Consider the following 23,876-nt stretch of genomic DNA (forward strand, 5'->3'; position numbering starts at 1 on the left):
GCGCGCGCACTTGATCACAGGCCGGCTGGTATGCCAACCGCTTGGTGGACATGGCCGCTCCCATCCGCGTGATCATGCCGGAACGGCGGCGGCGGGGCTGTTGACGGCGTGGCAGGCGACGCCGTCGATCAGTTCCGGCGCCTTCTCGCGGCAGAGATCGAAGGCGAGGGGACAGCGCGGGTTGAACGCGCAACCCCGCGGCGGATCGATCGGGTTGGGGATCTCGCCCTTGACCGGAATGCGCTGGCGGCCGGACATCGCAAGGTCCGGAACCGCGCCGAGCAGCATCTTGGTGTAGGGCATCCGCGGGTTCTCGAACAATTTCCGGCCCTCGGCGATCTCGACGATGCGGCCGAGATACATCACACCGATCCGGCTCGCCATGTGGCGGACGACAGCCAGATTGTGGCTGATGAAGAGATAGGTCAGGCCGAACTTGTCCTGCAGGTCGCGCATCAGATTGAGGATCTGCGCCTGCACCGAGACGTCGAGCGCCGAGGTCGGCTCGTCGCAGACGATGAACTCGGCTTCCGACGCCAGTGCGCGGGCGATCGCGATGCGCTGGCGCTGGCCGCCGGAAAATTCGTGCGGGAACTTCTGGCCGTCGTCGGGGTGCAGGCCGACCAGCGAGAGCAATTCGCCGACCCGGGCCTTGATGTCGCGCTCGCCCTCGATCAGGTCGAAGGCGCGGATCGGCTCGGCGACGATGGCGGCGACCCGGTAGCGCGGATTGAGGCTCGCATAAGGATCCTGAAAAACCATCTGGATACGCCGGCGCAGCCGGCGGCGCGCCTGGCCCTGCCGCGGATCGGTCATCGAGACGCCGTCGATGATGACCTCGCCCGAGCTCGGCGGCAACAGGCCGACGACCATGCGCGCAACCGTGGTCTTGCCGGAGCCGGATTCGCCGACCAGCGCAAAGGTCTCGCCGCGCTTGATGTCGAAGCTGACGCCGTCGACGGCCTTCAGGAATTCGAGATGGCCGCCCTCGATCACGCGGTTGAGCCACGGCTTGGAGACGTCGAAGACGCGGCGCAGGTTCCTGACCTCGATCAATGTCCCGCTCATGCCGCCGTCTCCTCCGCCGGCTCGAACAGATGGCAGGCGACCGATTGGTCGCCTTGCCGGATCGGCTCGGGGCGCTCGACGCGGCAGCGATCGAAGACGAACGCACAGCGCGGATTGAACGGGCAGCCTTGCGGGATCGCCGACAGCCGCGGCATCGAGCCCGGGATCTGCACCAGGCGCTTGTCCTCGCCGGCGAGCGTTGGGATCGCGCCCATCAGGCCCTTGGCGTAGGGATGCAGCGGGTTGCGCACCACTTCCTGCACCGGGCCGATCTCGGCGATGCGGCCGGAATACATCACCGCGACGCGGTCGCAGGTCTCGGCAATCACGCCCATGTCGTGGGTCACCAGCATCACGGCGGTGCCGTGGTCGCGGCCGAGCCGCTTGATCAGCGCGATGATCTGCGCCTGCACCGAGACGTCGAGCGCGGTGGTCGGCTCGTCGGCGATGATCAGCTCGGGCTCGGCGCAGATCGCAAGCGCGATCACGACGCGCTGGCGCATGCCGCCGGAGAATTCATGCGGATAGCCGTCGATGCGCTTCTCCGGCGCGGGAATCCCGACCTCAGCCAGAAGATCGATGGCGCGCCGGCGCGCAGCGCTTTCGCTCAGGTTGGTGTGGGTGCGAATGGTCTCGATGATCTGGTCGCCGATCCGGTAGAGCGGATTGAGGCTGGTCAGCGGATCCTGGAAGATCATGCCGATCCGCTTGCCCCTGACTCGGCGGATATCTTCCGGCGGAAGATGGTCGATCCGGGTGCCCGACAGCTCGATCTGGCCGCCGGAGATGCGGCCGGGCGGATCGATCAGCCCGATCACCGCAAGCCCGGTGACCGACTTGCCGGCGCCGGACTCGCCGACCACGCCGAGCACCTCGCCCTTGGCGATGTCGAACGACACGCCGTTGATGGCGCGCAATGTGGCGCGGCGGGTGACGAATTCCACCTCGAGATTGCGCACGGAGAGAACAGGCTGGGTCATCGGAGCTTTGGGTTGAGCGCGTCGCGCAGCCAGTCGCCGAGCAGGTTGATGGAGAGGATCAGGCCGGCTAGGGCAATGCCCGGGAAGGCGACGATCCACCATTCGCCGGCGAACAGATAGTTGTTGCCGATCCGGATCAGGGTGCCGAGCGAGGGCATGGTGTCGGGCATGCCGGCGCCGAGGAACGACAGCGTCGCCTCGGTGATGATCGCAAGCGCGAGGTTGATGGTGGCGATGACCAGGATCGGGCCCATCGTGTTCGGCAGCACGTGCCGCAGCATGATCTTCGGTGCCGGCAGGCCTATCAGCTGCGCCGCCGCCACGTAATCCTTGTTCTTCTCGACCATCACCGAGCCGCGCACGGTGCGGGCATATTGCACCCAGAAACTGAGGCCGATCGCGATGATCAGCACGCCGAACGTGCTCATCTCGTCGAGCCGGTTGCCGAGCAGCGATTTGGCGACACCGTTGACCAGCAGCGCGATCAGGATCGCCGGGAAGGTGAGCTGGACGTCGGCGATCCGCATGATCACGCTGTCGACCACGCCGCCGAAATAACCCGCGACCAGCCCGAGGGCGATCCCGAGCGCACCGGCGAACACCACGCCGGCAACGCCGACCGCAAGCGAGATGCGCAGGCCGTAGAGGATCGCCGAGAGCACGTCGCGGCCCTGCTCGTCGGTGCCGAGCAGGAACGGGCTCTGGCCGTCGGCGGTCCAGAGCGGTGCGATCCGCGAGTTGATCAGCTGCAGTTGGGCCGGATCGAACGGATTCTGCACCGCAAGCCACGACGCAAAGATCGCCAGCAGGAAGAACAACAGTGTGATCACGGCGGCGACCATCGTCAGCCGGGAGCGGCGGAACGAATAGACGATGTCGCTGTCGAGCGCGCGCCTGAACCAGCCGGCAGACGTCTGCGGGTGAGCTTCGGAGCGATGGGGGACAACGGCGTCGGACATCGGTCAGCCCCTCACGTCGCGCGGCCGACGGTCGAGCGCAAGCGCGGATCGACCACGGTGTAGAGGATGTCGACCACCAGATTGATGGTGACGAAGATCAGCGAGACCATCAACAGATACGCGGCCATGATCGGGATATCGACGTTTTGCACGGCCTGCACGAACAGAAGTCCCATGCCCGGCCATTGGAACACGGTTTCGGTGATGATCGAGAAAGCAATAACCGAGCCAAACTGCAGGCCGGCGACCGTGATCACCGGAACCAGGGTGTTCTTCAGCGCATGGCCGAAATGGATCGCACGCGTGGTCAGCCCGCGGGCACGGGCGAAGCGGATATAGTCGGTTCGCAGCACTTCCAGCATTTCGGCGCGCACCAGCCGCATGATCAGGGTCATCTGGAACAGTCCGAGCGTGATCGCCGGCATGATCAGCGCCTTCAGGCCGGAGGCGGTGAGCAGCCCGGTCGACCACCAGCCGAGCTTCACCACCTCGCCGCGGCCGAAGGAGGGAAGCCAGCCCAGCGTCACCGCGAACAGATAGATCAGGAGGATGCCGATCAGGAAGGTCGGCAACGAAATGCCGATCAGCGATACTGCCTGGAATAATTTGGCGAGCACGGTGTCACGGCGCAGCGCCGAATAGACCCCCATCAGGATGCCGGCGATCATGGCGAACAGCGTCGCGCAGATCGCAAGCTCCAGCGTCGCCGGCAGCCGCTCGGCCAGCAGCGAGGACACCGGCAGACGGAACTGGTAGGACACGCCGAACTTGAACTGCAGCGCATTGATGAAGTAGCGGCCGAACTGCACCAGCACGGGATCGTCCAGGCCGAGCGAGCGCCGGATCTCAGCGCGCTGCGCGGCCGAGGTGTCGATCGAGACGATCTGGCTCACCGGATCGCCGGCGAAGCGGAACATCGCGAACGCAATGACGCCGACGGCGAGCATCACGCCGATCGCCTGCAGCACGCGGCGAAGAGTGAAAGCGAGCATCTCTACCTTTCACTGCTTTTGACATCCGGCGCGCGCGGCTTTGCGCGGCCGAAAACCGAGAGGTCCCGGAAGCCTGCGCTTCCGGGACCCAATTCGCTGCAACCACTATTCACCTTGCTTGGTCGCCCAGTACAGCAGCACCTGGTTGTCCGCGCGCTGGGTCAATTTGACCTTTTTCGACACGCCCCACACCAGCGGTTGCTGATGCAGCGGAATGTAGCCGTAGTCCTTGATGACGATTTCGTAGGCTTGCTTGATCAACTGGTCGCGCTTGGCCGTGTCGCTCTCGACCAGGACCTTGTCGGTGAGCGCGTCGACTTCCTTGTTGCAATAGCCGCCGAGATTGGCCTCGCCCCGGGTCGAATCCTTCGGATCGTCGCGGCAGCCGAGGATGTCGTGCAGCACGTTGTGCGAGTCTGACGTCGCGGGCGTCCAGCCCAGCATGAAGAACGAGGTCTGGTAACCGCCGGGCTTCAGCACCTTGCCGAAATACTGCGCCTTCGGCTGCGCCAGCAGGTTCACCTTGACGCCGATGCGGGCCAGCATGCCGACCACCGCCTGGCAGATCGCGGCGTCGTTGACGTAGCGGTCGTTCGGGCAATCCATCGTGACTTCGAAGCCGTTCGGATAGCCGGCCTCCGCCAGCAGCTTCTTGGCGCCTTCCGGATCGAGCTTCGGCCGGGTGAACTCCTTCGACAGCGGATAGAGCTCGGGCGCGATCATCAGGGTCGAGGGCGTCGACATGCCGCGCATCACGCGGGTCTTGATCAGGTCGACGTCGATCGCCTTGTAGAAGGCTTCGCGGACCTTGATGTCCTTGAACGGATTCTTGCCCTTGACGTTGGAATACAGCAGCTCGTCGCGCGCCATGTCCATGCCGATGAAGATGGTGCGGATCTCCGGCGCGGTCATGACGGTGGCGACGCCGCTGGAATTGACGCGCTGGATGTCCTGCAGCGGAACCGGTTCGATGACATCGACCTCGCCCGAGAGCAGCGCGGCGACGCGGGTGGCGTCGGAGCCGATCGGGGTGAAGATGATCTCCTTGAGATTATGCTCGGGCTTGCGCCAATAGCCGGCAAACGCCTTGAACACGGTCTTCACGCCGGGCTGGTGGCTCTCGATCGTGAAGGGGCCGGTGCCGTTCTCGTGCAGCGCCGCGTAGCTCGGCGTGGTCGCGGAGGCCGGCGTCGGTGCGACCGAGTTGTTCTCCTCGCACCACTTCTTGTCCATGATGTACCAGCTATCCCATTGCGAGGTCAGGATGGGATTGGGCGAGTCCAGCGTCACGTCGACCGTGTAATCGTCGACCTTGGTGAACTTGGCGTCGGCCGGCACGTTGCTGAGGAAGTTGGAGCCCTTGGCGCGGACGCGATCGGCGGAGAACAGCACGTCGTCGGCGGTGAAGGGGTCGCCATTGTGGAATTTCACGCCCTTGCGCAGATGGAAGCGCCATTTGGTCGGGCTCAGCGTTTCCCAGCTTTCGGCCAGCGCCGGGATGATCTTGAGGTCCTTGTCGCGCGCGGTGAGGCCTTCGTAGACGTGCGCGTGGTGCGCGATCGTCGTGGTTTCCTTCAGCGTGTACGGATCCAGCGACTTTAGCTCGCCCTGATTGGCATATTTCAGCGTCTGGGCCGATGCCGGCAAGGCAAAGGCGACGAGCGCGACGGCAGCCGCCGCAAACGAACTCCAACGTACCGACATGTGATCCCGCGTCCCCGTTTTTGTCCGCCGGCTGCTTTGTCCGGCTGGTATTATTGATGCATGTTGCCAGAGTTTACCGGCTGCGCAAGCGCGATTTCCCAAAGGGTTAATCACCTTGCGCGGGTGCAGCGCAATGAATGCGATATGAGAGTAGGCGGTTGGTGCGCTCGCGTGACATTCGACTTTCGGAGTGCCGCTTGCCGGCAGCCGGAGCGATCGCCGGCGAGGCCGGTTGATGCCGATCGCGCCAATCGGTTCGGAGCGGTCGCTCCAAACGGTTTGGAGCCGTCGTTTCCAAACGGTTTGGTTGACCATAACGGATGATTGAGGCCGACCAGACATCGGGGCAGGTACGGCTCGCTTGCGTGACCGGCCCCGTCCCGGCGATACTGCGGCGAGCCAGGCGCATTTGAGGAGGCGGATATGAAGGTCAACGTCGAGATAGATTGTACGCCCCTTGAAGCGCGGCAGTTCTTCGGCCTGCCGGACGTGGCGCCGATGCAGAACGCGGTGATGGACCGGCTGCAGCAGCAGATGCTGTCGAACATCGAGAAGGTTTCGCCGGAAGCGTTGATGCAAAGCTGGTTCACCTTCGATCCCAAGCTCGCCGAGCGCTTCCAGGACATGTTTGTGACGATGGCCGGTCTCGGCGGCATGGGCAAGAAGGACAAGAAATAGTGGCGGCCGCGAAAGGGAGCGCCGATAGGACCGAACGCCGATTGCGCCCGCCCAGCCTGTTTCTGATGCTGGCGGAAGCGCGCGGCGTGCTCGAGCTGAATTCGAGCCTGCTGCTGTCGCCGCTGCTGATGCAGGCCCCGAAGGGTGACGGTCATCCAGTGCTGGCGCTGCCCGGCTTCCTCGCCAGCGACCTGTCGATGGCGCCGATGCGGCGCTATCTGAAGCAGCTCGGCTATGACGCTTACGCCTGGAACATGGGCCGCAATTTCGGCGGGATCTCCAGCAGGCGGGCTGCGCTGCGCGACCTGCTGAAGCGGGTCCATGAAGCGTCGGGGCGCAAGGTTTCGATCATCGGCTGGAGCCTCGGCGGCGTCTATGCGCGCGACCTGGCGTCGCAGATGCCGGAGCTCGTGCGTTCCATCGTCACGCTCGGCAGCCCGTTCGCCGACGACATCCGCGCCACCAACGCGACCCGGCTGTACGAGCTGCTGTCCGGCGAGGGGGTGGACGATATTCCCGAGATTCGCGCGGCGATCGCCGGCGACATGCCGGTGCCGGCAACCTCGATCTATTCCCGCACCGACGGCATCGTGAACTGGCGGACCTCGCGGGTGCGGCCGTCGGTAACCGCCGAGAACATCGAGGTGCATTTCGCCAGCCATCTCGGCCTCGGCGTCAACCCCGCAGCTTTGTGGGCGATCGCGGACCGGCTGGCACAGCCGGAAGGGGAGTTCCGGCATTTTGACCGCTCGGGCCCCTTTGCCATTGCCTATGGGCCGGCAGAACAGGCACTATCCTGACCGAACGACGAGAAGCGCCGCCAAGGCGCCCGCGTGAGTTGGCTCTCGGGAGGAAATCATGAGCGACGCCAAGAAGCTGTCCTCGCTGGACGCATCGTTTCTGTATCTGGAAACGCCGGAAATGCCGATGCATGTCGGCAGCATGGCGATCTTCCGGCTGCCCGACGGCTACAAGGGCGACTTCTTCGAGGAGTTCAAGGCGATGATCGCCTCGCGGCTGCACGTCGCGCCGATCCTCAAGGCGCGCCTGCAGAAGGCGCCGCTCGACATCGATCACCCCTCCTGGGTCGAGGACGACCAGTTCGACATCGACCGCCACATCTTCCGCGCCAGCCTGCCTGCGCCGCACGACCGCGCGACGCTGGAGCGCATCGTCGGCTGGATGCACGCCAAGCTGTTGAACCGCGCCCGCCCGCTCTGGGAGTTCTACGTCTTCGAGGGCATGAAGGACAACGAGATCGGGCTCTATTCCAAGATGCACCACGCCTGCATCGACGGCGGCGCCGGTGCGGCGCTGACCAGCATGATCTACGACCTGACGCCGGTGCCGCGGCAGATCGAGCCGCCGAGCGCGAAAAAGATCGCGCAGGAGCCGCGCGACATCGCGGCCAATCTGATCGACGCCTATCAGCAGCTCTGGACCCAGCCGTTCGAGGCGGCAGCCGCCGCGCAGAAGAGCCTGGAGCTGCCGCGCTCCGGCAAGAGCGACCTCGGCTCGATCCTGTTCGACAACGCCATGTTCCAGATCGAGAGCGCGGTGAAATTCGCAGGCTCCATGCCGACCGTGCTCAAGAGCCTGTCCGACGTCGTCGCCAAGGTCGCCGATCCGAGGTCGCGCGAGAGCCTGCAGGCGATGTCCTCGCCGCCGACCATCCTCAACAAGGCGATCTCGTCGGAGCGCAGCTTTGCCGGCACCTCGATCTCGCTGTCGCGCGCCAAGGCGCTGGCGAAAGCATCGGGCGGCAAGCTCAACGACGTCGTGCTGGCGCTCGCTTCGGGCGTGGTGCGGCGCTATCTGATCAGCCAGGGCGCGCTGCCGAACAAGTCGCTGACGGCCGGCGTGCCGATCTCGCTGCGCGAGGAGGGCAACGCCGAATCCAACAACCAGGTGTTCGGCATGATCTGCTCGATCGCGACCGACGTCGAGGATCCGAAGAAGCGGCTGGAAACCATCATCGCGCAGTCCACCAAGTCCAAGGAGATGTCGCATCCGCTGCGCGCCCTGGTGCCGCAGGTCTCCAACATCTCGCTGCTGGGGGCGCCGATCGTGGTCCAGGTCTTGGCGTTGCTCTACAGCCGCTCCGATCTCTCCAACGTGCTGCCGCCTGCGATCAACATCACGGTGTCGAACGTGCCGGGGCCGCGGCAGACGCTGTACGCGGCCGGCGCGGAGCTGCTGCACATCTTCCCGGTTTCGATCTCGACCCACGGCGTGGCGCTCAACATCACCGTGCAGAGCTACCGCGATCAACTCGATTTCGGCTTCATCGTCGGCGCCAACATCATTCCGCACGTGCAGGTGATGTGCGACATGCTGCCGCTCGAATTCGATGCACTCGAGGCGGCGTTCGCGCCCCCGCCTGCCGACATCAAGGGCGCGGCCGAATAGGAATTCCTGCAATGATCGACATGCCACCGCTGCAGTTCGCCGAGACGAACGGCATTCGCATGGGGTTTTACGAAGCAGGCCCCAAGACCGACACGCCGCCCGTGGTGCTGTGCCACGGCTGGCCCGAACTGGCGTTCTCCTGGCGCCACCAGATCAAGGCGCTGAGCGAGGCCGGCATCCGGGTGATTGCGCCGGACCAGCGCGGCTATGGCGCGACCGACCGGCCGGAGCCGGTCGAGGCCTACGACATGGAGCACCTGACCGGCGACCTGGTCGGCCTGCTTGACCATCTCAAGATCGACAAGGCGATCTTCGTCGGTCACGACTGGGGCGGCTTCGTCGTCTGGCAGATGCCGCTCAGGCATCATCAGCGGGTCGCCGGTGTCGTCGGCGTCAACACGCCGCATTTGAACCGCGCGCCGATGGACCCGATCGCGCTCTTCCGCCAGCGTTTCGGCGACCAGATGTACATCGTCCAGTTCCAGGATCCGGCGCGCGAGCCCGACCGGATCTTCGGCAGCCGCGTCGAGCAGACCTTCGATGCATTCATGCGCAAGCCGGCGGCCCGCCCGCCGGGCGCGCCGGAGGAACAGCCGATCGCCGGCGTCGGCGCCTCGCCGCGGCTCAACCTGGCGTTCCCGCAGATGATCGCCAACTACGACGCCAAGCACGATCCGCGGACGCCGATCCTGTCGGCCGAGGAGAAGAAGGTGTTCGTCGACACCTTCACCAGGACCGGCTTCACCGGCGGCATCAACTGGTATCGCAACTTCACCCGCAACTGGGAACGGTCGGCGGGACTCGACCATCACGTGCGGGTGCCGTCGCTGATGATCATGGCCGAGAACGACGCGGTGCTTCCGCCCTCGGCCGCCGACGGCATGGAGAAGCTGGTGCCGGACCTCGAAAAATATCTGGTCCATGACAGCGGCCACTGGACGCAGCAGGAAAAGCCGGACGAGGTCAGCTCCAAGCTGATCGAGTGGCGTAAGCGAAAATTCGGATAGTGGTCATCCTGAGGTGCGCGCCGGCTTCGGCGCGCCTCGAAGGATGAGAGGGACTGAAGCAAACGGCCATCCTTCGAGACGCGCGCGGTGCGCGCTCCTCGAGCAATAACGGCAAAGCCGTTATGCAGGGATGACGGCGCGTAGTGAGGGGGCAATCTCGACATGGCATCCGGCAACAGACTGAGTCCGATCCCGCATCCGCCGACGAAGCCGGTGGTCGGCAACATGCTGTCGCTGGATTCGAACGCGCCGGTGCAGCATCTCGTCAAGCTCTCCAAGGAGCTCGGGCCGATCTTCTGGCTCGACATGATGGGCGCGCCGATCGTGATCGTCTCCGGTCACGATCTGGTCGACGAGCTCTCCGACGAGAAGCGCTTCGACAAGGCGGTGCGCGGCTCGCTGCGCCGGGTGCGCGCGGTCGGCGGCGACGGGCTGTTCACCGCCGACACCAAGGAGCCGAACTGGAGCAAGGCGCACAACATCCTGATGCAGCCGTTCGGCAACCGCGCCATGCAGTCGTATCACCCGAGCATGGTCGATATCGCCGAGCAGCTGGTCAAGAAATGGGAGCGCCTCAACGCCGACGAGGAGATCGAGGTCGTCCACGACATGACGGCGCTGACCCTCGACACCATCGGACTGTGCGGCTTCGACTATCGCTTCAATTCGTTCTATCGCCGCGACTACCACCCCTTCGTGGAATCGCTGGTGCGCTCGCTCGAAACCATCATGATGACCCGCGGCCTGCCGCTCGAAGGCCTGTGGATGCAGAAGCGGCGCAAGACGCTCGCCGACGACGTCGCCTTCATGAACAAGATGGTCGACGAGATCATCGCCGAGCGCCGCGGCAACACCGCCGCGACCGACGACAAGAAGGACATGCTGGCCGCGATGATGACCGGCGTCGACCGCGCCACCGGCGAGCAGCTCGACGACGTCAACATCCGCTACCAGATCAACACGTTTTTGATCGCCGGCCACGAGACCACCAGCGGCCTGCTGTCGTGCACGATCTATGCGCTGTTGAAGCATCCCGAGGTGCTGAAGAAGGCCTATGAGGAGGTCGACCGCGTCCTTGGTCCCGACCTCGATGCGCGGCCGACCTATCAGCAGGTGACGCAGCTCACCTACATCACCCAGTGCCTGAAGGAGGCGCTGCGGCTATGGCCGCCGGCGCCGGCCTACGGCATCGCGCCGCTCAACGACGAGACGATCGGCGGTAAGTACAAGCTGAAGAAGAACACCTTCATCACCATCCTGGTGATGGCGCTGCATCGCGATCCCTCGGTCTGGGGCCCGAACCCCGATGCGTTCGATCCCGAGAATTTCAGCCGCGAGGCGGAGGCCAAGCGGCCGATCAACGCCTGGAAGCCGTTCGGCAACGGCCAGCGCGCCTGCATCGGCCGCGGCTTTGCCATGCACGAGGCGGCGCTCGCGATCGGGATGATCCTGCAGCGCTTCAAGCTGCTCGACGCGCATCGCTACCAGATGCATCTGAAGGAGACGCTGACGGTCAAGCCCGACGGCTTCAGGATCAAGGTGCGGCCGCGCGACGACAGGGATCGTGGCGCGTTCGCCGGCAGCACCGGCGCGGTTGCGGCAGCGCCGAAGGCACCGCGCGCGCCGACCACGCGTCCCGGCCACAACACGCCGATGCTGGTGCTCTACGGCTCCAACCTCGGCTCGGCCGAGGAGTTGGCGACCCGGATGGCCGATCTGTCGGAGATCAATGGTTTTGCCACACGACTTGGCCCGCTGGACGATTATGTCGGCAAGCTACCGGAGGAGGGCGGCGTCCTGATCATCTGCGCGTCCTATAACGGCGCGGCACCGGACAATGCGACGCAGTTCGTCAAATGGCTTGAGACCGACCTGCCGAAGGATGCCTTCGCCAAGGTGCGTTATGCGGTGTTCGGCTGCGGCAACAGCGATTGGGCCGCGACCTACCAGTCGGTACCGCGCTTCATCGACGAGCAGCTGACCAAGCATGGCGCCCGCGCCGTCTATCCGCGCGGCGAGGGCGATGCGCGCAGCGATCTCGACGGTCAGTTCCAGAAATGGTTCCCGGAGGCCGCGAAGGTCGCGACCAAGGAATTCGGCATCGACTGGAATTTCACCCGCACCGCCGAGGACGAACCGCTCTATGCGATCGAGCCGGTGGCGCAGGGCGCGGTCAACACCATCGTGACGCAGGGCGGCGCGGTGCCGATGAAGGTGCTCGCCAACAACGAGCTGCAGAACAAGGAAGGTGCCCATCCGTCGGAGCGCTCGACCCGGCATATCGAGGTCGAGCTGCCGGCCAATCTGAAGTATCGCGTCGGCGATCATCTCAGCGTGGTGCCGCGCAACGATCCGACCCTGGTCGATTCCGTGGCGCGTCGGTTCGGCTTCCTGCCGGCCGACCAGATCCGCCTGCAGGTCTCCGAAGGCCGCCGCGCGCAGCTACCGGTCGGCAACGCCGTCTCGGTCGGGCGGCTGCTCACCGAGTTCGTCGAGCTGCAACAGGTCGCGACCCGCAAGCAGATCCAGATCATGGCCGAGCACACCCGCTGCCCGGTTACCAAGCCGAAGCTGATGGCCTATGTCGGCGACGACGATGCCGCGGCCGAGCGCTATCGCATCGAGGTGCTGGCGAAGCGCAAATCGGTGTTCGACCTGCTCGAGGAATATCCGGCCTGCGAGCTGCCGTTCCACCTCTACCTCGAAATGCTGTCGCTGCTGGCGCCGCGCTATTACTCGATCTCGTCGTCTCCGGCGGGCGGGCCTCAGCGCTGCAGCGTCACCGTCGGGGTGGTGGAAGCGCCTGCGAGCTCGGGCCGCGGCATCTACAAGGGGATCTGCTCGAACTATCTGGCGCGCCGCCGCGCCGGCGACACCGTCCACGCCACGATCAAGGAGACCAAGGCCGGCTTCCGCCTGCCTGACGACAACGCCGTGCCGATCATCATGATCGGACCGGGCACGGGCTTAGCCCCATTCCGTGGCTTCCTGCAGGAGCGCGCCGCGCGCAAGGCAAAGGGCGCGACGCTGGGGCCTGCGATGCTGTTCTTCGGCTGCCGCCATCCGGAGCAGGACTTCATCTATGCGGATGAGCTGAAGGCGTTTGCCGCCGATGGCGTCAGCGAGCTCTACACCGCCTTTTCGCGCGCCGACGGGCCGAAGACCTATGTGCAGCATCTCGTTGCCACGCAGAAGGATCGCGTCTGGGAGCTGATCCAGAAAGGCGCGATCGTCTATGTTTGCGGCGACGGCGGCAAGATGGAGCCCGACGTCAAGGCGACGTTGATGTCGATCTATCGCGAGCGCACTGGAGCCGACGCCGACGCGGCCGCGCGCTGGATCGAGGAGATGGGCACCAGGAACCGCTACGTGCTCGACGTCTGGGCCGGAGGGTAGGTTTGATCCGGGCTACGCAAACGCGTGGGCCATGTTACAAGCTGCCGCATGATTCCCTGGGAAAAGATCGATACCGCGCGCATTCCCGGCACCGAAGGTGAATTGCGCCTGATGCGGCGCGGCCGCGAGTTCTCGATCATGCTCGGCACCAACGAGTTGATGAACAGCCGCCTGTCGGGCTCGGAAGCCGCGCTGGCGACGCTTGCCGCGAAGAAGATCGGGAACGTCGCAAAGCCGCATTTTCTGATCGGCGGCCTCGGCATGGGCTTTACGCTGCGCGCCGCGCTTGCCGTGCTTGGAGCCGAGGCGGAAATCACAGTAGCCGAGCTGGTGCCGGCAGTGGTCGCCTGGGCGCGAGGCCCGATGGCGGAGATTTTTGGCGACAGCCTGAGCGATCCGCGCGTCAGCATCCTGGAGGTGGATGTCGCCGATGTGATCGAGCGCAATCCGCGCACCTACGATGCCATCCTCCTCGACGTCGATAACGGCCCGGAAGGCCTGACCCGCAAGGCCAACGACGCGCTGTATGACATCTCCGGACTGAAGATCGCGCACACGGCGTTGCGGCGCGGCGGCGTGCTCGCCGTCTGGTCGTCCGGTCCGAACGCCAAGTTCCCGAAATCGCTGTCCCGGGCCGGGTTCGCGGTCAACGAGATCGCCGTCCGCGCCACCGGCCGTGGCCGCGGCGTGCGCCACGTGATCTGGATCGCGGTCAAGGAGTAGCAGGCGCCGCTATTGCGACGCAACAAGACCGCCGGGACCCCTCCGGTTCGATGTATTGAAAATCGAGAGCCGTTGGGTTTCACTCGCCGGCACCGAAGCCTCTAGCCCTTGGTCTGTCGGATGCAGGCGACGTCGAATTTTGGGGTGCAGGAGACGCACGGAATCCTGGACCGTTTTCAGGCCGAATTCCGCGGTTCGAGCGAAGGGCTCGGCTGGTCGTCGGCCTATGCCTCGGTCCAGCGCGAGCGGCCGTTTGACGGGCACTTTCACGCGCTGTCCGACAATCTGATGGTGCTGCACCGGGGTGGCCCGGTCGAGATCACCTATGTGATGGACGGCAAGTCGGTTGCGCGGCAAATCCCGCGCGGCGGGGTGTTCTTCCTGCCGGCCGGGCACGCCTGCAACGTGGTGCTGCGCGAGGCGTTGGAATCCACCCACATCTATCTGCGCGCGGACCTGTTCGCAGGCCGCGACGGAGCCCCAAGCCTGATCGGCGGGCTCGCGCCGATGCTCGGCGACCAGGATTCCGTGCTCGAGCATCTCGCAGCGGCGATCGGCGACACCATCACCGGCGGCCTGCCGGCCTCGTCGCTGTTCATCGATCCGATCGCGCAGGCGATCGCCAACCGCTTCGTCGCAATCAATTTCCACAAGCCGAGCGTGGAGGCCGGCAAGCATCCGAATCTGCTGAGCGTCAGGCAGATGGCCCGGATCCGCGAATTCGTCGACGCCAATCTCGATACCGATATCCGGCTCGACCAGCTGGCGGAGCTCTGCGGCCGCAGCACCGAATATTTCGTGCGCCTGTTCAAGGCGACCAGCGGCATCTCGCCCTACCAATACGTGCTCAATCTGCGCATCGAGCGCGCGCGGGCGCTGCTCGCCGACGAGACGCAGAGTCTCGCCGACATCGCGCTGGCCTGCGGCTTCTCCCATCAGGAGCATTTTACGCGCATGTTCCGCCGCTTCACCGGCGTGACGCCGGGGCGCTACCGCCGCAGCCACTAGGCCCTCGGCGATTCGGACGGGCGAAGGCGCCAGCCCAGGCCTGCGGATGATTTTTCCGGTTTCGTGCAGATTTTCTCCGGTTTCGTGCAGGCCCGCCGGGGCCGCCCGCCGCTAGCTTTCTCCCAACAAAGACGAAATTGCCGGTTCGCCGGCTTGGGAGAAATGCCATGAGCGTCGCGATTCCCGATGCCGTACCCCCGCCGGTCGTGGCGGCCGGAGATGCCGGCAGCGGCACATTTGCGTATTGCTCGCAGCAATATCGCGTGGTGTTCGGCGCCGGCACCTCGGCGCGGCTTGGCGAGGAGGCAGAGCGGCTTGGCATCAAGCGGGCGCTGGTGCTGACCACGCCTGAGCAGCAGGACCTCGGACGCCGGCTCGGCAGAGGCCTCGGCGACCGGCTCGCGGGGCTGTTTGCCGGCGCACGGATGCATACGCCGGTCGAGGTCACCAACGAGGCGCTTGGCATCGTCGAGTCCCGCGACATCGACGGGCTGGTCGCGATCGGCGGCGGCTCGACGGTCGGGCTCGGCAAGGCGCTGTCGCTGCGCACCGGGCTGCCGCATATCGCTGTCCCGACCACCTATGCCGGCTCGGAGATGACGCCGATCCTCGGCGAGACCAGCAACGGCATCAAGACCACGCAGCATTCCCAGGACCTGGTGCCGGATGCCGTCATCTACGACGTCGATCTCACCGTCAGCCTGCCGCCGCACATCTCCGCCGCCAGCGGCATGAATGCGATCGCCCACGCCGTCGAGGCGCTTTATGCGCCCGACGCCAATCCGCTGACCTCGCTGATGGCGGAGGAGGGCATCGCCGCGCTGGCCCGCGCGTTGCCGCGCATCATGACGGCGCCGGCCGATCCCGGCGCTCGCCGCGACGCGCTCTATGGCGCCTGGCTGTGCGGCGTCTGCCTCGGCGCGGTCGGGATGTCGCTGCACCACAAGCTCTGCCACGTGCTGGGCGGCATGTTCAACCTGCCGCACGCGGAGACCCACGCGATCGTGCTGCCCCACGCCGCCGCCTACAACGCCGCCGCGGCGCCGGAGGCGATGGCCCGCGTCGCGCGCGCAGTGCACAGCGCCAATGCACCGCAGGGGCTGTTTGACCTTGCCCGGCAACTCGCGTTGCCGCGCCGGCTCTCCGACATCGGAATGCCCGAAGACGGCATCGCGCGCGCTGCCGAGATGGCGGTGCGCAACCCCTATGCCAATCCAAGACCGGTCGAACGCGCCCGGATCGAGCAACTGATCGCGGCGGCCTGGCGCGGCGACGCGCCCATGCCGCACTGAACCTCACCAGCTCAAGGACAACATGATGGCCAATTTCAACGAGCATGACCTCACCGACGAGGTGATCAGCAGCTTCGCCAACACGCCGAACGCGCGGCTCAAGTTCCTCATCGAGGAGACGGTCAAGTCGCTGCACGATCTGGTGCGCCGCACCGAGCTCACCTTCGAGGAATGGAATCAGGCGATCGAATTCCTGACCCGCACCGGTCAGACCTGCACGCCGCTGCGCCAGGAGTTCATCCTGCTCTCCGACGTGCTCGGCGTTTCGATGTTGGTCGACGCGGTGAATCACCGCGAGCGCGAGCGCGAGGGCGCGACCGAGACCACGGTGCTCGGCCCGTTCTATGTCGGCGAGCACCGCGTCACGCCGCACGGTGCCAACATCTCGGAAGGCATCGACGGCGAAGTGATGTTCGTGCAGAGCCGCGTGACGGATTTGGCCGGAAAACCGCTCGCCGGTGCCGAGATCGACGTCTGGCACGCCGACGACGATGGCTTCTACGATTCGCAGAAGGCGGACTACGCGACGCACGGCCCGTCGTTGCGCGCACGCTTCGTCACCGATGTCGACGGCCGCTTCTCCTTCCGCACCATCCTGCCGTGCAGCTATCCGATCCCGACCGACGGCCCGGTCGGCGATCTCATCACCGCCACGAAACGCCATCCGATGCGGCCGGCGCATGTGCATTTCCTGGTCAAGGCCGAGGGCTATGAGCCGCTGATTACCCACGTCTTCCTCGATGGTGACGAATATCTGCGCAGCGACGTCGTGTTCGGCGTCAAGGACGAACTCATTGCGCGCGTCGAGCCGAAGAGCGAGCCGGCGCTGCCGAACGGCGAGCGCGTCTCCGGCCCGTGGCACCTGATGTCCTACGATTTTCAGATGCGGCCCGGCGCCGGCCTGGTGCCGCAGCCGATGATGTCGGCCGCGGAATGACGATCACAACCAACAAGACGACGGAGGAGACGACCATGACCAGCAAACCGATCGAGACCGACGTCCTTGTCGTCGGCAGTGGCCCGGCCGGCGCGACGGCGGCGGCGCTGCTCGGCATGTACGGCGTCAAGCACATCCTGGTGACGAAATATGGCTGGCTGGCCGATACGCCGCGCGCCCACATCACCAACCAGCGCGCCATGGAGGTGCTGCGCGATCTCGGCCTCGAGGACAAGGCGGTGGCGCAGGCCGTGCCGCAGCATTTGATGGCCAACAACGTATTCTGCGAGAGCCTCGCCGGCGAGGAGTTCGGCCGGCTGTATTCCTGGGGCAACCATCCCTCGCGCAAGGCGGATTACGATCTCGCCAGTCCGGCGCGCATCTGCGACCTGCCGCAGAATTTCCTGGAGCCGATCCTGATCGAGGCCGCCGGCCAGCGCGGCACCTCGCTGTGCTTCAACACCGAGTTCGTCGACCTGGTACAGGATGCCGACGGCGTCACCGCGACGGTGAAGGATCGTCTGTCCGGCGAGACCTATCAGATCCGCGCCAAATACCTGATCGGTGCCGACGGTGGCCGCAGCCGCGTTGCCGAAGTGATCGGACTGCCGATGGAGGGCCAGATGGGCTGCGCTGGCAGCATGAACATCATCGTGCAGGCGGATCTGAGCAAGTACGTCGCGCACCGGCCGAGCGTGCTGTACTGGGTGCTGCAGCCCGGCGCCGAGATCGGCGGCATCGGTGCCGGCCTGATCCGCATGGTGCGGCCATGGAACGAATGGCTGATCATCTGGGGCTACGACATCGAGCAGGGCGAGCGCAAGCTCAGCAATGACGAGGCGATCTCGATCGTGCGCAATCTCGTCGGCGACGAGACGCTCGAGGTCAAGGTGCGTTCGACCTCGACCTGGACCGTGAACGAGATGTATGCCGGCCACTATTCGTCCGGCCGTGTGTTCTGCGTCGGCGACGCCGTTCACCGCCATCCGCCGACCAACGGCCTCGGCTCCAACACCTCGATCCAGGATTCCTTCAACCTGTGCTGGAAGCTCAAGCTGGTGCTCGAGGGCCACGCCGCGCCCTCGCTGCTCGAGACTTATTCCGCTGAGCGCCAGCCGGTCGGCAAGCAGATCGTGACCCGCGCCAACAAGAGCATCGGCGACTTCCCGCCGATCTTCGAGGCGGTGGGCCTCGTCGCCTCGACCGATCCGACTGAGGCGCGCAAGGCGATCGCCGCGCGCAAGGCGCCGACCGCCGAAGGCAAGGCGCGCCGCAAGAAGCTCTATCAGGCCATCGCCAACAAGAGCTACGAGTTCAACTGCCACGGCGTCGAGATGAACCAGCGCTACGGCTCGACCGCCGTGGTGTCCGACGGCACGGCGATGCCGGCCTTCACCCGAGATCACGAGCTCTATTATCAGGCCACCACCTGGCCCGGCGCGCATCTGCCGCATGTCTGGGTCGAGCATCAGGGCGAGCGCAAGTCGACGCTCGATCTCACCGGCAAGGGCCGCTTCACGCTGCTCACCGGAATCGGCGGCGACGGCTGGAAGACCGCCGCGGCCGCGGTCGAGAAGGCCTACGGCCTGCCGGTCGACGTCGTCACCATCGGCCCGCAGGGCTGCGATGCGCTCGATATCTATGCCGACTGGTATCGCCAGAGCGAGATCGACGAGGACGGCTGCGTGCTGGTGCGTCCCGACATGTACGTCGCCTGGCGCGCCAAAGAGGCGGTGGCTGATGCCACCGACGTGCTGCTCGACGTGTTCGGCCGGATCCTCGGCCGCAGCGCGAGCGCGCAGACGAAGTCCGTCGCCGCCGCGTGATGCGGCGCGACGCCGGCAATTCTTTTTCAGAACGAAATGAACGGCAGCCGGCATGCAACCGGCTCGCCACAAGGAGGGGAAAATGAGCAAGGATCAATTGAACGTCATGTCTTTCGATCGCCGCCGCGTGCTCCAGGGTATCGCCGGTGGTCTCGCCGCCGCAGGCAGCACGACGTTGTTTGCGCCGGCAGTGCGCGCAGCCAACAAGCCGATCAAGATCGGCTACGTCTCGCCGAAGAGCGGACCGCTCGCCGCCTTCGCCGAGGCCGATGATTTCGTGCTCGGCGAATTCCGAAAGTTCATCAAGGATGGCGTCAAGGTCGGATCGCAGACCTATCCGGTCGAGGTGGTGACCAAGGACAGCCAGTCGAATCCGAACCGCGCCGCCGAGGTCGCCAAGGAGCTGATCACCCGCGACAATGTCAGCCTGATCGTGGTCGGCGCCACGCCCGAGACCAACAATCCCGTGGCGACGCAGTGCGAGCTCGAGCAGGTGCCGTGCATCTCCACCGTCGCGCCGTGGCAGACCAACTTCATCGGCCGGCAGGCCAATCCGGGCGATCCGAAGAGCTGGAAGCCGTTCGACTACACCTTCCATTATTTCTGGGGGCTCGAGGACGTGATCGGCGTCTTCACCAGCATGTGGAGCCAGGTCGCGACCAACAAGTCGGTCGGCGCGCTGTTTCCGAACGATGCCGACGGCAACGCCTGGGGCGACACCACGATCGGCTTCCCGCCTGTGATGGCCAAGCAGGGCTTCAAGCTCACCGATCCCGGCCGCTTCCAGAATCTCACCGACGATTTCAGCTCGCAGATCGCCGCATTTCGAGGGGCCGATGCCGAGATCATCACCGGCGTCATCATCCCACCCGACTTCACCACGTTCTGGAATCAGGCACGGCAGAAGGGGCTGAAGCCGAAGGTCGTGTCGGTTGCCAAGGCGTTGCTGTTCCCGGCGTCGGTGCAGGCGCTGGGCAAGGGCGGCAACAACATCTCGACCGAGGTGTGGTGGACCCCGACGCATCCCTACAAATCGAGCCTCAGCGGCGTCAGCGCTGCCGATCTCGCCAAGGGATACGAGCAGGCCTCGGGCAAGCAATGGACCCAGCCGATCGGTTTTGTGCATTCGCTGTTCGAGGTCGCCATCGATGCGATCAAGCGCTCGGGTGACCCGGCGGATGGTGCGGCGCTGGCGAAAGCGATCGGCGCCACCAAGCTGGATACCATCGTGGGCCAGGTCGCGTTCGGCTCCAGCGCGGTGCCGCCGTTCGCGGCAAAGAACATCGCCAAGACGCCATTGGTCGGCGGCCAATGGCGGCTGAACGGCGACAAGTACAACATGGTGATCACCGACAACAAGTTGGCGCCGCAGATTCCGCTCGGCGGCGACATGCAGGCGCTGAGCTAACGCGTGCGTTCCAGACAGGTTGGCCATCGGAGATGCGCGGGATCCCGCGCATCTCCTCGAAGCAAACGGACGCGGTGAGCGACCATGCTCGAACTCCATGCCGTCTCGAAGCGGTTCGGCGCCATCGTGGTTACCGACGCGATCGATCTGACACTCGTATCAGGCGAAGCGCTGGGCGTGATCGGGCCGAACGGCGCCGGCAAATCGACGCTGTTCAACCTGATCACCGGACTGCTGCGGCCGGATGCCGGCCGCATCGTGCTCGATGGCGTCGACATCACGGGCCTGTCGCCCGAAGCACGCTGCCGCGCCGGCATCGGGCGCTCGTTCCAGATCCCGCAGCCGTTCGACCACCTCTCGGTGTTCGAGAATCTTGCGGTCGCTGCCCAATTCGGTGGCGGCCTCTCGGAGGCCGATGCGGTCCAGCATTGCGGCCGCATGCTTGAACTGACCGGCGTCGAAGCCAAGGCCAATCGCCTGGCGGGGAGCCTCCCGCTGCTCGATCGCAAGCGGCTCGAACTGGCGCGGGCACTCGCCACCAAGCCGCGCACGCTGCTGCTCGACGAGATCGCAGGCGGTCTCACCGATGCCGAATGCCACGAACTGGTCGAGACCATCCGCACCATCCATGCCGAGGGTGTCGGCATCATCTGGATCGAGCATGTGGTGCACGCGCTGCTCGCGGTGGTGCAGCGGCTGGTGGTGCTGAACTTCGGCAAGATCGTCGCGCAAGGCGTGCCATCAGAGGTGATGCGCTCGCGCGAGGTCGAGACCATCTACATGGGAGTGCCGGCATGACCGCGCTGCTCAATGTCACGGCGCTCGATGCGTTCTACGGCGACTTCCAGGCGCTGTTCGGCATCGATTTCGAATTGGCGGAGGGCGAGGCGATCGCGGTGATCGGCGCCAACGGCGCCGGCAAATCGACCATGCTGAAGTCGCTGGCCGGGCTCGTGAAGAACCGTTCCGATGCGATCCGCCTCGGCGGGCGGGCAATCGGCGATGCATCCGCCGCCAGCATCGTGCGGCTCGGCCTCGCTCTGGTCCCCGAGGGCCGTCAGCTGTTTCCTTCGCTCAGCGTCGAGGAGAACCTCTTGATCGGCGCCTATGGCGGCGAACGCAGCGCGCCGTGGGATCTGGCCGCGGTCTACCGGATGTTCCCGGTGCTGAAGGAGAGGCGGCGCGGCGCCGTCACGGCGCTGTCGGGCGGTCAGCAGCAGATGGTCGCGATCGGCCGCGCGCTGATGTCCAATCCACAGGTCCTGCTGTGCGACGAGATCAGCCTCGGCCTCGCGCCGATCGTGGTGGAGGATATCTATCGCATGCTGCCGCAGATCCGCGCCGGCGGCACCGCCGTCGTGCTGGTCGAGCAGGACATCGCCCGCGCGCTGCGCGCGGCCGATCGGTTCTACTGCCTGCAGGAGGGACGGGTGACGCTGAGCGGGCGGCCCAAGGATGTGGATCAGGACACGATCCGCGCGGCCTATTTCGGAGCATGAGGGAGCCATGAGCGGGTTCGATACCATCATTGAGGGCGTGCTGCTCGGCGGCGTCTACGCGCTGTTCGCGCTCGGCCTGTCGCTGATCTTCGGCATCATGCGTCTCGTCAACCTCGCGCATGGCGACCTGATCCTGCTCGCGGCCTATCTGGTGCTCAGCGCCACCACGGCGCTCGGCCTGCCGCTTGCAGCCGCAGCCCTGCTGGTGGTCGTGACGATGTTCGTGCTTGGCTTCGTGCTGCAGCGGCTGGTGCTGGAGCGCGTGCTCGGCGACGACATCCTGCCGCCGCTGCTCGTCACCTTCGGCCTGTCGATCGTGATCCAGAACGGACTGCTGCTCGGCTATGGCGCCGACAGCCGGCGGCTGCAGGCAGGCGCCTTCGAGTCCTCGTCGGTGACGCTCGCCCCAAGCCTGAGCGTCGGCCTCGCGCCGCTGATCGCGCTGGTGACGGCGATCGCCGCCGTCGCGCTGCTGCAGCTGATCTTTTACCGCACCTCGCTCGGCCGCGCCTTCCGCGCCACCGCCGACAATCCGGCGATCGCGCAGTTGATGGGCGTCAATGAGCGCAATGTCTATGCGATCGCCGTCGGGCTCTCGCTCGCGGTGTCGGTGATCGCCGCTGTCGTGTTCGGCATCCGCGCCAGCTTCGATCCGTCGATCGGCCCGGCCCGGCTGCTCTATGCGTTCGAGGCCGTGATCATCGGCGGCCTCGGCAGCCTGTGGGGGACGCTGGCGGGCGGCATCGTGCTCGGGCTCGCCCAGGCGATCGGCGGGCGGATCAATCCGGAGTGGCAGATCCTGGCCGGCCATCTCACCTTCCTGGCCGTGCTGATGGTGCGGCCGCGCGGTCTCTTCCCGGCGAGGCGGACATGAGCGTCGAGAGCATCGATATGCCGGCAAGCCGGGGAGAGCGCGCGGTGGAGCCGCCGGTGTGGCAAGTTCGGGTCGGCACGCGGTTGTCGCGCGGTGCGGCCGTTGCCGGCATCGTGCTGGTGGTGGTGCTCGCCGCGCTGCCGGCGATCGCATCGCGTAACCTGATCCAGGATCTGATCTTCGTCCTCACCATGCTGACATTGGCGCAGCTCTGGAACGTGCTGGCCGGGTGGGGCGGGCTGGTGTCGGTCGGGCAGCAGGCATTCGTCGGGCTCGGCGCCTATGCGCTGTTTGCCGGCATCGTATTGGCCGGACTCGATCCCGTCGCGGCGATCCCGCTGGCCGGGTTGTTCGCGGCGCTGATCGCGGCGGTGCTCGGCCCGCTGCTCTTTCGATTGGAAGGGCCTTATTTCGCGATCGGGAGCTGGGTTGCCGCCGAAGCGCTGCGGCTGATCGGCGCCCAGTTCAAGTCGCTCGGCGGCGGCACCGGGATGTCGATCTCGCCGGGCGAGCTGTCGCAGATGTTCGGGCTGAAGGCGGTGCAGGCGCTGCTCGGATTGCGCCCCGCGGCCGCGCGCGACGTGCTGGTCTACTGGCTGGCGCTGCTGCTGGCCGTGATGGTCACGCTCGGCATCTACGCCTTCATCCGTTCGCGCCATGGCCTTGCGCTGGCGGCCAGCCGCGACAACGCGGCGGCGGCGCGCAGCGTCGGCGTGCGCACCGCGCGGATTCGCCATGTTCTTTGGATTGCGGTCGCCTTCGCCACCGGCATGGTCGGCGCGGTGGTCTATCTGCAGAAGGCGCGCATTTCGCCTGACGCCGCCTTCAGCGTCACCGACTGGACCGCCTATGTCATTTTCATCGTCGTGATCGGCGGCGTGCGCACCATCGAGGGTCCGATGGTCGGCGTGCTGCTGCTGTGGGGGCTCGTCACCTGGCTCGCCCAGTATGGCAGCCTGTATCTCGTCGTGCTCGGCACGCTCGCCATCCTGATCATGCTGTTCATGCCGAGGGGCGTGTGGGGTGCGGCGGCGCGGCGCTGGCAGGTGCAATTGTTTCCGACGCAGCGCTGGCTCGGCCGCAGCCAGTAGCTCCGGCTGCGCGATCCGACGCCCT

General features: G+C 65.8%; 20 protein-coding genes. 15 read left to right on the forward strand and 5 right to left on the reverse strand.

The window, feature by feature from the left end; all coding sequences use genetic code 11:
- Positions 1-72 precede the first annotated feature (72 nt).
- The 5 genes from CO675_RS02675 to CO675_RS02695 form a co-directional block, all read right to left on the reverse strand.
- Positions 73-1,068 carry an ABC transporter ATP-binding protein gene (locus CO675_RS02675; RefSeq protein WP_097670453.1) on the reverse strand — a complete coding sequence of 332 codons (996 nt, stop codon included), beginning with the start codon at positions 1,066-1,068 and terminating at the stop codon, positions 73-75.
- Complete coding sequence (locus tag CO675_RS02680; RefSeq protein ID WP_097670454.1) at positions 1,065-2,048, reverse strand: ABC transporter ATP-binding protein; 984 nt, start codon at positions 2,046-2,048, stop codon at positions 1,065-1,067. Before CO675_RS02680 ends, CO675_RS02675 begins: the two co-directional genes overlap by 4 nt.
- Positions 2,045-3,007, reverse strand: coding sequence for an ABC transporter permease (locus CO675_RS02685; protein WP_097670455.1), 963 nt, complete (start codon positions 3,005-3,007; stop codon positions 2,045-2,047). The genes CO675_RS02680 and CO675_RS02685 overlap by 4 nt, the downstream gene beginning before the upstream one ends.
- Before the next feature lie 11 nt (positions 3,008-3,018).
- Positions 3,019-3,999 carry an ABC transporter permease gene (locus CO675_RS02690; RefSeq protein ID WP_097670456.1) on the reverse strand — a complete coding sequence of 327 codons (981 nt, stop codon included), beginning with the start codon at positions 3,997-3,999 and terminating at the stop codon, positions 3,019-3,021.
- A 105-nt stretch (positions 4,000-4,104) separates the two neighbouring features.
- Complete coding sequence (locus tag CO675_RS02695) at positions 4,105-5,703, reverse strand: ABC transporter substrate-binding protein (RefSeq protein ID WP_097670457.1); 1,599 nt, start codon at positions 5,701-5,703, stop codon at positions 4,105-4,107.
- A gap of 423 nt (positions 5,704-6,126) precedes the next feature.
- Here CO675_RS02695 and CO675_RS02700 point away from each other — a divergent pair, with 423 nt between their 5' ends.
- The 15 genes from CO675_RS02700 to CO675_RS02770 all read left to right on the forward strand — a co-directional run bounded on the left by CO675_RS02700 (position 6,127) and on the right by CO675_RS02770 (position 23,851).
- Positions 6,127-6,381: a DUF6489 family protein gene (locus CO675_RS02700; protein ID WP_050404552.1), complete on the forward strand. Its 255-nt coding sequence runs from the start codon at positions 6,127-6,129 to the stop codon at positions 6,379-6,381.
- Between the two features lie 65 nt (positions 6,382-6,446).
- Positions 6,447-7,181, forward strand: coding sequence for an alpha/beta hydrolase (locus CO675_RS02705; protein ID WP_245452636.1), 735 nt, complete (start codon positions 6,447-6,449; stop codon positions 7,179-7,181).
- A gap of 58 nt (positions 7,182-7,239) precedes the next feature.
- Entirely contained in the window at positions 7,240-8,790 is a 1,551-nt protein-coding gene (locus tag CO675_RS02710) for a WS/DGAT/MGAT family O-acyltransferase (RefSeq protein WP_097670459.1), read from the forward strand.
- Between the two features lie 11 nt (positions 8,791-8,801).
- Positions 8,802-9,797 (forward strand): alpha/beta fold hydrolase, encoded by a 996-nt coding sequence (locus CO675_RS02715; RefSeq protein ID WP_097670460.1) that lies wholly within the window; start codon positions 8,802-8,804, stop codon positions 9,795-9,797.
- Between the two features lie 162 nt (positions 9,798-9,959).
- Positions 9,960-13,193, forward strand: coding sequence for a bifunctional cytochrome P450/NADPH--P450 reductase (locus CO675_RS02720; protein ID WP_097670461.1), 3,234 nt, complete (start codon positions 9,960-9,962; stop codon positions 13,191-13,193).
- 48 nt (positions 13,194-13,241) lie between these two features.
- A complete protein-coding gene (locus CO675_RS02725) occupies positions 13,242-13,916 on the forward strand; it encodes a spermidine synthase (RefSeq protein WP_097670462.1) in 675 nt (224 codons plus the stop codon).
- A gap of 144 nt (positions 13,917-14,060) precedes the next feature.
- Positions 14,061-14,924, forward strand: coding sequence for a helix-turn-helix domain-containing protein (locus tag CO675_RS02730; protein WP_158231175.1), 864 nt, complete (start codon positions 14,061-14,063; stop codon positions 14,922-14,924).
- 167 nt (positions 14,925-15,091) lie between these two features.
- Positions 15,092-16,216: a maleylacetate reductase gene (locus CO675_RS02735; RefSeq protein ID WP_097670464.1), complete on the forward strand. Its 1,125-nt coding sequence runs from the start codon at positions 15,092-15,094 to the stop codon at positions 16,214-16,216.
- Positions 16,217-16,241: 25 nt separating this feature from the next.
- Positions 16,242-17,153 carry an intradiol ring-cleavage dioxygenase gene (locus tag CO675_RS02740; RefSeq protein ID WP_097670889.1) on the forward strand — a complete coding sequence of 304 codons (912 nt, stop codon included), beginning with the start codon at positions 16,242-16,244 and terminating at the stop codon, positions 17,151-17,153.
- 35 nt (positions 17,154-17,188) lie between these two features.
- The gene (locus CO675_RS02745; protein ID WP_097670890.1) at positions 17,189-18,979 is read left to right on the forward strand and encodes an FAD-dependent oxidoreductase; all 1,791 of its coding nucleotides are present in this window, start codon (positions 17,189-17,191) and stop codon (positions 18,977-18,979) included.
- Positions 18,980-19,061: 82 nt separating this feature from the next.
- Complete coding sequence (locus tag CO675_RS02750) at positions 19,062-20,387, forward strand: ABC transporter substrate-binding protein (RefSeq protein WP_502693353.1); 1,326 nt, start codon at positions 19,062-19,064, stop codon at positions 20,385-20,387.
- An 84-nt stretch (positions 20,388-20,471) separates the two neighbouring features.
- On the forward strand, positions 20,472-21,185 hold the full coding sequence (locus CO675_RS02755) for an ABC transporter ATP-binding protein (protein WP_097670466.1): 714 nt from the start codon (positions 20,472-20,474) through the stop codon (positions 21,183-21,185).
- A complete protein-coding gene (locus tag CO675_RS02760; RefSeq protein WP_097670467.1) occupies positions 21,182-21,886 on the forward strand; it encodes an ABC transporter ATP-binding protein in 705 nt (234 codons plus the stop codon). Before CO675_RS02755 ends, CO675_RS02760 begins: the two co-directional genes overlap by 4 nt.
- Before the next feature lie 7 nt (positions 21,887-21,893).
- Positions 21,894-22,760 (forward strand): branched-chain amino acid ABC transporter permease, encoded by an 867-nt coding sequence (locus CO675_RS02765; RefSeq protein ID WP_097670468.1) that lies wholly within the window; start codon positions 21,894-21,896, stop codon positions 22,758-22,760.
- Positions 22,761-22,777: 17 nt separating this feature from the next.
- The gene (locus CO675_RS02770; protein ID WP_097670891.1) at positions 22,778-23,851 is read left to right on the forward strand and encodes a branched-chain amino acid ABC transporter permease; all 1,074 of its coding nucleotides are present in this window, start codon (positions 22,778-22,780) and stop codon (positions 23,849-23,851) included.
- Positions 23,852-23,876 lie beyond the last annotated feature (25 nt).

Origin of the sequence: Bradyrhizobium sp. C9 (assembly GCF_002532045.1) — a bacterium.
In the GTDB taxonomy this organism is placed as follows: Bacteria; Pseudomonadota; Alphaproteobacteria; order Rhizobiales; family Xanthobacteraceae; genus Bradyrhizobium.